The sequence below is a fragment of the Cytophagales bacterium genome (assembly GCA_019456305.1).
GTDB lineage: Bacteria > Bacteroidota > Bacteroidia > Cytophagales > VRUD01 > VRUD01.
Genome location: VRUD01000003.1, coordinates 34,865 through 51,022 on the forward strand (window position 1 = coordinate 34,865; position 16,158 = coordinate 51,022).

Here is a 16,158-nt window from a genome sequence, read left to right on the forward strand (position 1 = left end):
TTGTGCTTTTGTGGCAAAAAAGACTTTTTAGAGTGGACTCAAAGTTTATGCAAATTTATTAAAGGGCACCTCTAAAATTATTCTATAATTATCTTTGTATTACTTATTCCTTTATCTGTTATAATCTGCAAATGATAAATGCCTGCAGGATGATTACTCATATCAATCTCTATCTCATTATTGCCCATTGCTATATTTTCACTCCCAACTGACCAAGCCACCCGCCCCAGCACGTCATAAACCACAATTCGTAAATTCGTATTAAATTCGTAATTCGTAGATAAAGTAAATACGCCCCTGTTAGGATTAGGATAAACCTGTACCGGGCGAAGCGAGGTACCCCCCTCAGTAATCCCGGTAGGCAATAGCCGGTTGGATACATTAGATTTGGCTGAATTGTAAGTTAATACTTTAGCCAATGCAGGAGTACAACCTGTTGGGTGAATTACTTCAATTTGGTAATAGAGGCTATCACCAGCAGGTGGCAGCGTATCGGTATAGGTATTAAAAGAGGTGGAAATCGTATCAAGGGGATTTATACCTGTCGAGTCACCTCTCCAAATGATGTAAGAACCAAAGCTGAATCCCTGGTAATTATCCCAACCCAAATTTATCACTCCAATTCCAAGATTTACGTTCAGGTGCATAGTTCTGTGGTGAGCGCTTTTAGCTGATTTATTATTACACAAATCAACAGCAGAAATTTTATACAAATCAGACTTTGTAGCTGGGCTTGAACCGGCATCAACAAAGGTGCTCAAACTAGCGTATGGTACATTTCCAATAGAGTCATAAACGCCTGTAATAGCAGACTCTCTGTAGATATTGTATGAGTTAGGGCCGGCTGTTTTTTCCCATACTACCAGATATTTATTTGTGGCAGAATCAAGGGATACCAAACATATATCCTGCCCGGTAACGGTTAATCCCACTGTTACACTGTCGGTTATAGCAGGGCAACCGTTGGCGTCAGACACGGTGACAGAATAAACGCCTTCCGGCTGGCCCGAAATGGTTTGTGTAATATCAAGGGTTGACCAGGTATAGGAATAGGGGCTGGTTCCTCCATTCACGTTTGCAGCAGCGCTACCATTAGAAATGCCGCAGCCGGTAACATCAATACCTGTAACAGTTAAACTTAGAGGATCTGGCTCATCAACCACAATAGATAACGTGGTTTCACATCCGCTGGCGTCAGTAACAGTAACGAAATAGGTGAAAGCAATCATATTGGTTTGGTTTTGGACAGTGCTCCCTGTTGACCACCAATATGAATAAGGCGTACTACCACCCGTTACATTGAGCGTTACAGCGCCATCAGCAGAACCATTACAACTTAAATCCGTTGCATTTACAGTAATGGTTGGAGCGCCAACATTACTAACAGTAGCGGCAACTGAGTCAACACATCCGTTTGCATCTGTGATCGTTACCAAATATGATCCCGAAGATAAGTTTGTGACCGCAGTAGTAGTGTCACCGGTATTCCAGGAATAACTATAAGGCGCTATACCCCCGGTTACATTTACAGTAACACTTCCATCTGAACTCCCGCAATTGGCATCGGTACTGCTTGTAGTAATGTTCATACCATCAGGTTCAATAATAGTAATACTTTCAAAAGCATTACAACCCGCAGAATCGGTAACCGTTACTTCATAGGTTCCGGCAGTTAAGTTACTAATATCTTCTGTAGTATCTCCGTTTGACCATGAATAGGTGATAGGGGGAGTACCATTGCTTACAGCGATATCTATAGAACCATTTAAACCGCCATTACAGGTAATACCGGTAACTGTATTTACAGAAACGGTACCTGCGCCACTTTCATTGATGCTGACAGCAGCTGACTGGCTGCAACCGTCAAAATCAGTTACCGTTACCATGTAGGTTCCGGCAACTAAATTGTTTTCTATTAAATTAGTACCACCACTTGACCAGGCATAGGTATAAGGACTCACACCCCCGGTTGCAGTAACAAAAGCGCTGCCATCTGAACTTCCGCAATTGGCGTCAACAGATCCTGTTGTAAGCGTCATTCCAGCCGGTTCGATGATGATGATTGCACTTGCCGTAGTGCTGCAACCATTCTCTTCAGTTACTGTAACACTATATGTACCAGCGCTTAAATTAACTGCGGTATCATTCGTTTGCTGGGAGGGATCATCCCATAAATATGTGTATGGAGGAGATCCGTTTGTAATTGTAACCGTTGCGCTCCCGTCACTGCCACCGTTACAGGTTGTGGCTGCTGGAATAACGGTTAAAGCAGCTCCACTGACACCACTTACGGTAATCGCTGCTGAAAAAACAGCAACGTTACCACATCCATTGATCATTGAAACAGTAACTAAATAGTTGTCCGGTGTTGAATAAACATGATTTATTGTAGGAGAACTTGTAATGATCGTATCACCATCGCCAAAATTCCATAAGAACGCTGCACCACCAATAGCTACAAATTTAATATTCTGACAGGTGGTATAGCCGTCAGCGCTTAAAGGAGATTCAACGAACATCCCGGCATCAGCGAGTTGATTATCACCTATCGTGATATACATTGAGTCAGTCACACTGTTTCCGCATGCATTGGTCAAGGTCAATTTCACGAGGTAGGTGCCTGTATCTGCATATACGTGTTTAATGATAGTGACAAGTATGCCCATAGGTGTCATTAATACTTCAGTGGCAACACCCGCGGTGCTATCCCCGAAATCCCAGGTGTTGTTACCTGTGCCTGCCATAAAAAACAATATGGCGTCACCAGGGCAGCCGGCTATGGCAGATTCGCCAGGTATTCCCCACAAATCACCCTGACCTGCTAACACTGGAATGGAGTTGGTATCAATATTAATGGGAAGTGTGTAGGCAGCACTATTTCCACATCCGTTTATAATTGTTACTGTAGTTGTATAGCTTCCTGTATTAGTATAAACGTGCGAAGCGCCAACACCCACTGTTGTATCTGTTATACCATCACCGAAGTCCCAGGAATAAGTATAGTTATTTGGTGGAGGGTCCCCTCCACCTCCATTCTGCATCTGGAATTCTACCAGGAAGTGCACTTCATCGCCAGGGCAGGCAGAAGAGAACGGAAAAGAAAATAAGCCAGCAGGAGGAATGGTACCGTTCATATTTACTACAATGGTATCAAAGAGTGTAGTAGTGTCATTGCATCCATTTATCAACCCGATAAGGACCGGATAGTTGCCAACCGAAGCATATTGATGTTGTATTTGTGATCCGGTGGTCATGGTACTGTCTCCATCTCCAAAATTCCATAAATGCAGTTGATATCCATCATCGCTGCTCAATGTTACTATATCTCCCGGGCAAACAGGGTTTGGAAATATATCAAGGGCTAACCCTTGAGGAAAGCCAGCGGTATTAGTTACTGTAATTGTTCCGAATAAGGTTGTATCCAAACCGCAATAATTAATTAAGGTTACAGAAGTTGTAAAATTGCCAATGGAATCATAAGTATGAACAGCCCATTCAGGTCCCATGGCACTATCCCCGTCTCCAAAATTCCATAAATAAGCAGCAAAACCCTGGTCAGTGCCTAAAAATATCGCATCACCCGGGCAAGCTGTATCTTGTGAGGACCAAGCATTTACCGAATTCGGGATAGGTACGTTATTATTAATCACTACTGTATCAACCAATGTAGTATCCTTTCCGCAATAATTGGTAACGGTCACTGAAACAACGAAAGTGCCTGTATCGTTAAAAATATGAAAGCTATTCCAATTATCTGTTTTTGTAACAATCGGACTGCCATCTCCATAGTCCCATACATAACTGGCATAACCCCCGTCAATGTAAAGATCTACACGTTCACCAGGGCAGGCAGGAGATTTTGTATTAAAAGAGATCCAGTTAGGAATAGCTATATTGGTATCAATTACGATCGTATCGGTTATAGTTTTTGAGAAACCGCAGCCGTTGGTGGCTGTCAGGGTAACATAATAAGACCCCGCAGTATCATAACTATGTTTATTATCTCGTAAATTAGCGGTATCCCCATCTCCAAAATCCCAGGACCAGGATGCAGCAGGACTAAACATATATATATGTACAGGTTCCCCGGGACAGGCAGGGTCCGGCTGAAAAAACATTTCAGCATTTGCTGATACTGAACCACTTATAACAATGGTTTGAATGATCGTATCATAACCGCAATCATAAGTATTTTGAATTAGTTTAATATCATAAGTACCCGGAGCGCTGTAAGTGTGAATTTCATTTCCCCATTGTGTAGAAGATGTAAAACCGTCACCAAAATCCCATTCAAAGGAAGAGGCATTATCCCAGCTATTCACCATCACAAGATCTCCCGGACAGGCGCTGTCGGGCGTAGAAAATGCGCCTTGAGAACCGGATACATCGATTTGCATACTGGTATCTCCGATGAATCCTAAAGTATCATCATATACCAAAAGCCAAACCCAAAAAGATCCACCATTTGTATAGGTATGGATAATTGTATCTGTTAATGTATCAATAACAGTTGGAGAGCCATCGCCAAAATCCCAATCGTAACGCCAGGCATTCGTATCGGTGGTGGTATTGACAAAAGTAATCGTTTGGGGCGCGCATGCAGGCCCTAAATAATCGGATGAGAAACTTATCTGAGCGTTTACTGATCCGGCATTGCATAGTATAGCTCCCAGGCTAATGGCTAATGCAGTAGATAATTTTTTCATGATGTTTAATAGTTAATGGTTAATTGTTAATTGTTGTGGGGATTATGTCAAAAAATGACCAAATCCTTAGTTTAAATAAAACATTGAACTTGCAAACCCAGCACATAAATCAATGTATGTTGTACAAATTTATGTGCTGATAAAATTTATGTGCGGGGCAAATGTATAACACTTTCTTTAATAAAAAAATTAAATTACATATATTCATAACTTCGCCCCACAAAATTTACAATATTTTGCATCATTATCGTGCCCTTCAGCAGAACATTGAAGACAAGCTGTGGTAGTGAGGTTGCTTTTGTCCATTTTTACCAGTTCAGTGGTGACAATGCCTGTAGGGACAGCGATAAGCCCATAACCCATAATCATGATAAACGATGCTATGGTTTGACCTAAAACTGTTTGAGGAGATATATCTCCGTAACCAACTGTGGTAAGGGTAACAATGGCCCAGTATATGCTGCGGGGGATGCTCGTAAAACCATTTTCTTGTCCTTCGATCAGGTACATGATGGTGCCCATGATGGTGACTATACTTGCTGTAGACATTAAAAACACAACGATCTTAGGACGGCTTAGCTTCAGCGCGCGAACTAAATGTTGTGCTTCACCAATATACCGTGCTAATTTCAGTATCCTGAAAACCCTTAGCAGCCTGAGTGTTCTGATCACGAGCAAAGACTGGGTACCCGATATAAAGAAACTCATGTATGTCGGAACGATTGACAGAAGGTCTATGAGTCCGAAAAAACTAAAAATATAACGCAGGGGCTTGCCGGTTGAAATGATCCGGGCAATGTATTCTATTGTGAAAATGATGGTAAATACCCATTCAAGGTTACGAAGAAAAGCGCCATAATAGGCGTCAATAGATTTTACACTTTCGAGCATCACCGCTACTACACTTAGGATAATTGCCCATAAAAGTCCAATATCAAAAGCCTTTCCGGATGGCGTGTCAGCTTCAAAGATCACTTCATGGATCTTTCGCTTCCATTTGCTCATGGCTTCTTTGTCTTCCATTTAATAAAGATTTCGCGGGGTAAACTTTTTTCTGGAAAGTTGTTTTTGAATTTAAGGAATGAGTCCACTCTAAAAAGTCTTTTTTGCCACAAGATCACTAAAACACTAAATCCCACTAAAAATTAACTAATTGATTTTTCCCGAGTACTCGGGATGGGATTTAGTGCTTTGGTGATTTAGTGGCATTTTTATTTTTTGGACTTTTTAGAGTGGACTCAATATTAAATTTTGTAAAGGTCTTTTTTTATTTCATTTCCACTAACCTTTTGGTATAAACCCTATCGTTTACAATCAATTTCAGTACAAAGATACCAGACGAACTTCCTGTTTCAGACCCACCGAACCTATACTGGTATTTACCTGCATTCTGTACTTTATCCACTACGGTTTTAACTTTTTTACCCAATACATTAAGTACTTCCAGGGTTACATTCGCTCTTTCCGTCAGTGTATAGGCAATTTGGGTTTGTCCGGTATAGGGGTTTGGATATACAATGAAATCCGTAAGGTTTTTCCCGATACCCGTGGATGGCTCTGAAATACCTGTGGTTGTTATTCTGTTGGAGACATTTGATCTGGCTGAATTGTAAACCAATACTTTTGCTAAAGTAGGAGAACAACCCGTTGGGTGTTCTGCAGCAACCATATAAAATAGATCAGGGCAACTAAGTGGTGAAGGGTCTGTATAAGAATGATTTGTGCTGGGTAAAAACTGAAATGGCACGAGAGAATCGGCAGTACAACCTCTGTATATGGTATATGTATTATAGCTAAACCCCTTGTAATCATCCCAGATCAGGTTGACCGTACCACCGAGACCGAGATTCATTGTCAGGTGGATGGTTTTATGGATGGGGCTCAATTCGGATTCCTGGCCGCAGGAATCAACTGCTGACATTTTATATCTCCATGACCTTAGCTGCGGGTCGGCTAACGGATCAGGGAATACGCTAAGGGAATCATATTGCACAGTGCCAATTATTGAATAATTACCGCTTTGCGTCCCTTCTTTATAAATATTATAGGATGCAATGTTTAACCCGGGTGTTTTTTCCCATACGATAAGGTTTTTACCGGTAGCGCTGTCAACTGTTACGATACATATTGGCTGTATTGCCGGTACGGTTTCATTGATGTCAATACTCGCTACGGCAATACATCCGTTGGCATCTGTGACCGTTATCCCATAAGTGCCTATAGTCAAATTACTTATATTTTGTGTTGTATCGCCTGTTGGTGACCAGCTATAAGTATAGGGTGCAACGCCACCGGTAACGTTGATGTCAATAGCCCCGATTGAGGGATTGTTACAATTTACGTCTGTTGTTGAAACAATTGATATGGTGGGGCCTCCAACATTGTTAACTATCACAGGAGCAATCATAGAACACAGGTTTGCATCTGTAACAGTTACCGAATAAATTCCTGCGGATAAACCGGTTTCTATCTGGTTAATACCACCGGTAGACCATGAGTACGTATAAGGCATTGTTCCTCCATTCACAATTACAACAGCGCTGCCGTCAGAGGCAGCACAACTGGCGTCTGATATAACAACTGTTGTGGTTAATGGATCAGGTGTGAAAATCGTATAGCTTTTTGCAGCAACACACCCGGCAGCATCTGTAACGGTTACTTCATAAATCCCTCCACTTAAGCTGTCAATATCCTCCGTTGTGCTTCCGTTTGACCACAAATAAGTACATGGAGGCGTAATACAAATAACGTTAATATTTATTGAACCGGTTTCTTCACCGGCACAATTGTTATTTGTTAAAGAGATGAGCCCAACACTAGGGGCATTACCAACATCACTTATTGTAACAGTACCAATAGCCGCACAGCCATTGGAATCAATAACCGTTACATATTGAACACCTGAAGTCAAGGTAGAATCAATATCGGTAGTGTCTCCGTTTGACCATGCAAAGTCATAAGGGGGGACGCCTCCGCTTACATTGGTAACTGCGGCTATACCATCTGCATTTCCACAGGTGGAGCCGCTGATCTCAGTAACCGTTACGCTCATTTGTTCAGAAATGTTGACTGTGTCAATTACCGCGCAGTTTTTTGCATCATTAACTGTAATCGTATATAAACCCAGGTTCAAACCTGTTATTGTCGTAGCAGTGCTTCCTGTTGACCAGTAATAGGTATATGGCGGTGTACCACTGACTGCAGATACGGTAGCTTCTCCATTTGCTGAATCGCAATAGGCCCCTTGTGAGGTGATATTCAATAGAGGGAAAGTATGAACAATTGCTGAAAAAATAAAGGTATCAATACAGCCTGCTATTTGAGATACGATAAGCTGTACAGTATGTGTATCAGGAGCAGCATACAAATACTTTATGGTTTCATTAGGGTTGCCTGATGAATAATCAACAAATCCATCGTTATCAAAATCCCAACTAAAAGTAGAACCGGGTTCTACACCGGTTGTAAGGTTTGTAAATACAGTGCTGTCACCCAGACAGGGATCACTTGCGCTGACATTAAATGCCGGGGGTTCGCAAAAGAACTCATCCGCTCCAATATCAGGAGTTGAAGGATCGCGTGGATGGCCGTCAATATCATCTGTGACCAATGCTATAGGCATGGCTACTCCCATCAATAGCACTTGGGCAATATGCAGGTCAGTATTAGTATAAAATAAAGGATTGACAGAGAGGGAATTAATATCCATACCGCTGGCTCCTTTCAAAGAATCCAGGGTTTCCTGAATACCGGCCCAGTATGCCAGGTTATTACCCGTAGCATACAAGTCGTTATTATCAGAAGACGTAAATGCACCTGTTGAAGCGGAAGCAACGTAATATGCGTACCCACCTCCGATATTTGAGAAAATATTGTTCTTCACGTTTATGTTGCTTCCGCCACCGGAAACATAAAAAGCTATACCACTACCTGTATTTGTTGATGTAATGTTCACGCTATTGTGATAGACATTCATATAGCTGGAATTAAATAGCTCGATACCATAAGCGCTGCTCGTTCCTCCTACGTAAGAAAAATTATTTGCGATAAGTCCCCGAAACGGAGCTGAACCATTACAATTACGCAAATAAATTCCATAATAATAATCACTGCTTACAACTCTGTTTTTAATTATTTGCAAAGCATTGTCACAGTCCTCAAGATATATCCCATAATAAGTTGTTCCGGTGTTAGATACATCATTTCCATTTACTTTCGGAGCGTCACAGTCCTCAAGGTAAATGCCAGTGTTGGAAGAACTGGTTATGATGTTATTTTCAATCACCACTCTTGTGGCAAAAATGCCGTCATCTCCATTGATGTTTACACCTACATACCCTTCGCTGATAAAATTGTTTCTAATTACAATATCACTAATTACATCATTATAAGTATCAATTACCGAAGATACTGAATTTGCAGTATTAGAACTGCTAAGTAGATTATTTAACAGGTTAACATCTTCAACATTGCCATTTATATGTATAACCTTTGCATAAGAGCCGCCTGTTGCTGCCAGCGTCATGTTTTTTATAGATACATGGCTGGCGCCATAAAGCCGGAAAACATAGTTATCACTTACTGTAGAAGCATTATAGGTCATTATTACTGACGAAGAGTCCCCTGTTTCGGATTGGAATACTACTGTATCAGCGCTATTCGATCCTGATATTGGCAATACCACAACTTGCTCGATATAAGTACCCGGCCTGGCATTAAAAGTTACAACACCTGCAATTCCTCTTAAGTTAAGATCGCTTACAGCCAATGTGAATGTAGCATAATCCGGTGATGTCCCTCCAATTGTATAAACTCCAATAAGCGGGGTCATAGTAGAATCTACAACAAATTCATCAGCCCCAATGTCGGGAAATAAAGAATCCCTGGGATCCCCATCAATATCAACCGTAATAATGCCCAGGGGTGTGCCGGTACTATCTACAAATGAACTTGTAGTATGGAGGTCAGTGCTGGATACAAACACCGGGTTCACAGAAATGGAATTTACATCCATGCTATTTGCTGCCTGGAATGCGGCTAAATCATTTTTAGCTACCCCATTCCAGTTTCCGACAAAATTTCCAGATGTAAAGAGATCATTATAATCAGAGGAAGTTATTGCTGTACCAAGGTTGTTATAATAAGCATAGCCCCCCGAAATTGGCAAAGATATTATTCCTTACATCTATATTAGCGCCATTGCTATTGTTATACGCTCTGCCCGCAGTAGAATTTGTGCTGGTAATTTGTACGCTATTGTAATATATATTGACGAAGTCAGAAGATAGGGTATATATTCCGTAAGCAGTAGTGTTTCCACCAATATTAACAAAATTATTTGCAACAAGCCCTTTTTTAGAATTCGTACCGGTACAATTGTGAACCCTTATGCCCCCATCCGACCCATTTGAGGATGTGATTGTATTTCCTGTTAGTACAAAATCATTTTCAACATTAAATAAGTAAATCCCGTTATAACCGAATGACCCGGTGGCGGTTATGTTATTGTTTGTGATGATTGATGCATCCTGATCTTCCAGGTATATACTAATATCGGTTTGGCCGGAGAATACATTATTACTTACCTCAATTCCGGTTGCCAGAATTGCATTGTTTGCATTCATATATATTCCCCAATATCCACTGTTGAACAAGCTATTTTGAACTACGATATTATTAAAAAGAGAGCTATTACCATGAAGAGCAGCTACACTCGAGATATTTGTATTACTGTTTATAACGCAATTATAAATGCTGTCAAACTTTGGATTTCCTGAAATTCTGATAGCAATCGCATTATTAACACCATTAGCAGATATGGTTAAATCGCGAATGGTAATATAATCAGCGGCTCTTAACCTGAAAATATATTGGTTGGTCGAACTTGCGTTAAAGTTTATATCAACAAGCGAAGAGTCCCTGTTCTCAGATTGAAAAGTAACCGTTTTTGTAGCATCCGCTCCGGTAACGGGGTAAACCTGAAATTGCTCACTATAACTACCATCCCTGATATCAAAAGTTACAGAAGCGGAGATACCAACATCGTTCAAAGAATCTACAGCAGCAGAGACCGTAACAAAATCCGGTGTCACGCCCCCAACTGTATAAATTCCCGCCAGGGGAGTTCCAACCCCAACAAATTCATCAGCGCCAATGTCGGGAGTTCCCGCCCTGGCATCTCCATCAATATCTGTAGTAATACCTGTTGTGGGGTCTCCCTTTCCATCTAAGGTGAAAATTGTGGTATGAAGGTCTGTGTTAGAGGTATATACCGGCTTTACAGATATTGAATTGACATCCTTGCCATTAACTACTTTCAGGGCTATAAGGTCTTCTACATTGCCACCCCAGTTTGCCAAATAATTTCCCGATCCGTAATAGTTGTTGTAATCGGATGTATCTATATTGGTTAGTGAATTGGTATAATAGGCATATCCCCATCCCGAGTTCTTAAAGCAATTATTTCGCACATCCAGGTTTGATCCACCCGAGGCATAAAATGCTCTTCCACCGGTTGAGCTTCCAAGAACGTTTACGCTATTATGGAAGATGTTTTGATAGGTAGAACCATTGCTAAATATTCCATAGGAAGTACCTGTTCCTCCAATATAAATAAAGTTATTGGCAACAGACCCTTTCAGAATAAAACTTCCATCCGAGTTAAAAAGATAGATCCCATACCCACCATTCGTCATGTTTATTTTGTTTTTCTGAATTTCCATGTTGTTGTCGGAATAGGCGGTGTAAATTCCGTAACCCAATGAAGATGAGTTGCTCATATTGATGTTGTTATTAATGATTTTCGGAGCATTTTGGTGTCGTACCATTACACCGTAGTAAGAATTGTTAACAAACTGATTATTAATAATTTCATTTCCTGCAGATAAAACGCTGGTACTGGTTCCCCGCAGGTGTATTCCATAACTTCCATTAACAATAAGGTTGTTTTTAATAACATTATTCTGGTCCTGAGAACCATATCCGTAGATAACAGAAAGGTTTATACTTGTATTTGTAGTGTTCGGGCCTATTAGGACACAGTTGGAAATGGTATCATTGCTGGCACCACCTAAAAAGTAAAAAACAAAAGAAAAACTGGTTCCCGTATTTGTAATAGTTAGTTGATGGAAATTAATAAAGTTTGCACCATTCAGCTTCACTACGTAATTATCGCCAGAGGTGCTGGAGCCATAAGATAGCGTGACCGCAGTAGAATCCCCTGACAGAGATTGGAAAGTGATGGTATTAGTTGCATTGACATTTGTAATGACAGGAATTTCAAATTGTTCGTTATAGGTGCCATTTTGCACGTTAAAGATTACAGGTCCGCCTACTCCTTGTGAGATAAGCGTGTCAACCGCCTCGGTAAACGAAGCAAAACTATCGGTTGGATTGATGCCGATAGTATAAGTTCCTGATAGTTGGGCAAAGATGTTTACAGATGTTGCTAAGGAAATGATAGTTGCAGTAACTAATTTCCTGATAATTGTACGATTAAACAGATTAAGTTTCATAATTTCCAAGATTAGTTGGTTGTGAAATTGAGGCTGCAAAGCCCCGCACCCCGAGTACTCGGGGTGCGGGGCAAAGATAAATAAAGTAAATTAAGTTTCAGAAAGAAAATATATTTTTTAGTTGTCTGGTTATATTTTTTTAGAATATATCCTTTAATTTTAGTTTAAATCCCTTCATAATAAGGGATTCCAAAATATCTTTCTCAGAAAAAGTTTTGTAAAGATTAAAAACATCTTCTTTCAATACATAAACTTCTATGCTCTTTTCTTTAGGCATCACAATCCAGTATTCTTTTACGCCAAATTTTGCATAGAGCTTTTTTTTGGTAACCAAATCACTGTAAACGCTTTTTGAAGAAACAATTTCTATAGCGATATCAGGCGCTCCTTCTATTTTCTTTTCACCAATAATATTTAATCTTTCTTTTGAAATGAAAAAAATATCCGGCTGAACGGTATTTTCTTCATCAAGATAAACATCACAGGGAGCATAAAAAACTTCTCCTAATTTTGTTTTTTTTAGGAACTCAAGAATATAATATCCTACATCCCTTGAAATTCTCTGATGATTTGGTATTGGCGCCGGTGCCACAAGTAATTCTCCATTAATAAGTTCATAACGCTCCTCATCAGGTGTTTGGAGGTAATCCTGATAGGTGTATTTTTTCTTTTCTGTTGCAACGGTAAGAGACATTTTGATGTATTAAAGTCAGTATTTTGCCGGGTAGAAACCCCGAGGAATTCGGGGCGGGCACACGACAACACAGAGTGAGGAAACATCTGCTCCCTCAAGTCTAAAATTATTTACTTATTTAAAGATCATTACATAAACCATGAGTAAAATAGCTTATTTCAATTCTACCAATCGTTTGGTATAAACCACTTCATTCACTACCAATTTCAGTATAAAGATACCAGGTGAGTTTCCATTTTCATATCCGGAGAACCTATATTGGTATTTACCCGCATTCTGTGTTATATTCACTAAGGTTTTAACCTTTTTACCCAATATATTATAAACATCAAGCATTACATTTGCTTTTTCGGCCAGGGTATAGGTGATTTCGGTTTGTCCGTTGTAGGGATTTGGATAAACCTTGAACTTTAAACTTTGAACTTTAAACTCATCAATTCCTGTGGTCGTCATCCTGTTAGATACATTAGACCTGGCTGAATTATAAGTCAATACTTTAGCCAATGTAGGATTACAACCGGTTGGATGAATTAATTCAAGCTGATAGTAAATACTATCTCCTACCGGTGGCATTGTGTCAGTATAGGTAATGGATGATCCCGAAATTGAATCTAGTATAGCCATGTTTAAAGGAGATGTGCCTCGCCATATCCTGTACTTTACACCTGAAAATCCAATGTAATTATCCCATACCAGATTTATTACACCCGGACCTAAACTTACAGTAAGGTGTAAGGTGTGATGAAGGGCGCTTAATACTGACTCATTTCCACAGCTATCCACAGCAGCTATTTTATACAGTTCTGATTTAGTGGCTGGAAAGGAAACAGCATCAACAAATATACTTGAATCACCGTATGCTACACGTCCAATCACCTCAAAGGAATCTGTAATAGCAATTTCTCTGTAAATGCGGAAAGAATCTACAGGTAAACCTGATTTTTCCCATACTACTACGTATTTGCTGGAGGCAGGATCAATAGTTACCAAGCATATTTCCTGGACAGGCACTGCGATCCCTATCGTTACACTGTCGCTTGCTGTACAGCCGTTTGCATCGGTAACTGTGAGGCCATACCCTGCATCTGAAAGTCCTGTAGCAGTTTCGGTGGTATCACCATTAGACCATGCATAGCTGTAGGGACTTGTCCCACCTGTTACACTTGGTGTTGCGTCACCATCAGCATTACCGCAACCAGTTACATCTGAGCCGGTCACCGATACCGTCAGTACATCCGGTTCATCAACGATAAAGGTATTTGCTGACTGGCACCCATTGCCTGCATCGGTGACGACTACCATGTATGCTCCTGCAGTTAATCCGGCAATATCTTCAGTGAAGCTGCCATTAAACCAAATATATGAATAAGAGCCTGTTCCACCGGTCACAGTCATGTCCACAGCGCCATCAGAGCTGCCATTACAACTCACATCCGTGATCACTGCACTGAGGGTTGAGCCACCAAGATCACTGACATTGGCAGTGGTTGAATCTACACAGCTGTTGGCATCAGTGACAACCACAGTATAAGACCCTGCAGATAGTCCGCCAATGCTGTCAGTGGTTTCTCCGCCATCCCACAGGTAAGTGAATGGAGACGCGCCTCCGCTAACAGTCACTTTAGCCGTGCCGTTTGAACCACCGCAATTTGATTTTGTTGTTTCCACGCTGAAACTCATACCGGCCGGTTCACCCAACGTTGCGCTTGCTGAACCTATACAACCTGCCGAATCGGTTACATCTACCGAATATGTACCGGCAGTCAGGCTATCAATATCTTCAACAGCGCTTCCGTCAGACCACAGGTAAGTATATGGTGCAGTACCCCCGTTAACTGTAATATTTATTGAACCATTGTCAAACCCTGCACAACCGGATACATCAGTTGCAGAAACCGAAATAGACGGGCCTCCGGCATCGCTTATTGTGGCTACTTCTGAGGCAGTACATCCATTCGTGTCAGTAGCGGTTACTGTGTAGCTTCCTGCAAACAGATTGCCGGCAACTGCTGTAGTCTGGCCGTCACTCCAGGTATAGGAATATGACCCGGATCCACCGGAAGCCGCTGCAGTTGCAGAACCATCAGCAAGACCGCAACTTGCATCAACAGGTGTTATTGCAATGGTAATGATTGAAGGCTCGCCCACAACAGCCGGTATTGTCCCAAAACATCCATTCGAATCAGTAACAAGCACTGTGTAAGTACCGGCACACAAGCCTGATACAGTAGAGGTAATTGAATTTGCCGGATCATCCCATGAATACGTAAATGGGGGCGTACCGCCAGAAACAATTACAGTTGCCTCACCGTCACAACTTCCGGCACAGCTTGCATTGATGACGGATGTTGATAATGTGAAACATGAAATATTGGGATCGATCACAACAGGTTCACACCAGGTGTCTACACAATTAGTATCTGACCATACGGTTAAACATACCCAATAAGTACCTGCACCAGCATAGGTGTGTGTTGGATTTTGTTGCGTTGATGAAGTAGAATCCCCAAAATCCCAGGACCAGTCAGTTATTCCCCCTGTTGAATAATCGTTAAAAGAAACAGTATTTGTAGTGTCAACCAAATAATTAAAATCTGCACTACAGTAATTGACATTACCAATATTCACTACATCACAGAAGTCTGATGAGCAGCCGGAACTATCTGTTACCGTTAAGCATACCCAGTATGAACCAGGAGCAGCATAAGTGTGAGTCGGGCTAGATATTGTTGAGAATGTAGAATCCCCAAAATCCCATGACCGGCTCAATGGTGGTGTACCTGTGGAGGACATATCGGTAAAGTAAGCAGTATATAAAGTATCTGCCCAGTAGGACCAGTCGGCATTACATGGAGCGGTTCCACCAATGTTAACCTGGTTACAGAATGTTGACGAGCAGCCGGAAACATCTGTAACAGTTAAGCATACCCAGTAGATGCCAGAAACAGCGTATTGATGTGTTGGACTTGTTGCAGTTGACCATGTAGAATCCCCAAAATCCCAGTACCAGCTCAAAGGTGGATTACCCGTGGTTGACATATCTGTAAAAAATGCTGTATTGGTGGTGGAATCAACCGAGTAATACCAATCGGCATTACATGGAGCGGTTCCACCAATATTAACCTGGTTACAGAATGTTGACGAGCAGCCGGAGCTGTCTGTAACCTTTAAGCATACCCAGTAGATGCCAGAAACAGCGTATTGATGTGTTGGACTTGTTGCAGTTGACCATGTAGAATCCCCA

6 protein-coding genes are annotated in these 16,158 nt (G+C 41.1%); all 6 read right to left on the minus strand.

The window, feature by feature from the left end:
- Positions 1–77: 77 nt before the first annotated feature.
- The 6 genes from FVQ77_01010 to FVQ77_01035 all read right to left on the minus strand — a co-directional run bounded on the left by FVQ77_01010 (position 78) and on the right by FVQ77_01035 (position 15,953).
- Positions 78–4,706, minus strand: a complete 4,629-nt coding sequence (locus tag FVQ77_01010; GenBank protein ID MBW8048924.1) for a PKD domain-containing protein — start codon at positions 4,704–4,706, stop codon at positions 78–80.
- Positions 4,707–4,910: 204 nt separating this feature from the next.
- Positions 4,911–5,729 carry an ion transporter gene (locus tag FVQ77_01015; protein MBW8048925.1) on the minus strand — a complete coding sequence of 273 codons (819 nt, stop codon included), beginning with the start codon at positions 5,727–5,729 and terminating at the stop codon, positions 4,911–4,913.
- 244 nt (positions 5,730–5,973) lie between these two features.
- On the minus strand, positions 5,974–9,873 hold the full coding sequence (locus tag FVQ77_01020; GenBank protein ID MBW8048926.1) for a T9SS type A sorting domain-containing protein: 3,900 nt from the start codon (positions 9,871–9,873) through the stop codon (positions 5,974–5,976).
- The gene (locus tag FVQ77_01025; protein MBW8048927.1) at positions 9,842–12,220 is read right to left on the minus strand and encodes a hypothetical protein; all 2,379 of its coding nucleotides are present in this window, start codon (positions 12,218–12,220) and stop codon (positions 9,842–9,844) included. The genes FVQ77_01020 and FVQ77_01025 overlap by 32 nt, the downstream gene beginning before the upstream one ends.
- A 139-nt stretch (positions 12,221–12,359) precedes the next feature.
- Positions 12,360–12,914 carry a Uma2 family endonuclease gene (locus FVQ77_01030; GenBank protein MBW8048928.1) on the minus strand — a complete coding sequence of 185 codons (555 nt, stop codon included), beginning with the start codon at positions 12,912–12,914 and terminating at the stop codon, positions 12,360–12,362.
- Between the two features lie 153 nt (positions 12,915–13,067).
- Complete coding sequence (locus FVQ77_01035; protein MBW8048929.1) at positions 13,068–15,953, minus strand: PKD domain-containing protein; 2,886 nt, start codon at positions 15,951–15,953, stop codon at positions 13,068–13,070.
- Positions 15,954–16,158 lie beyond the last annotated feature (205 nt).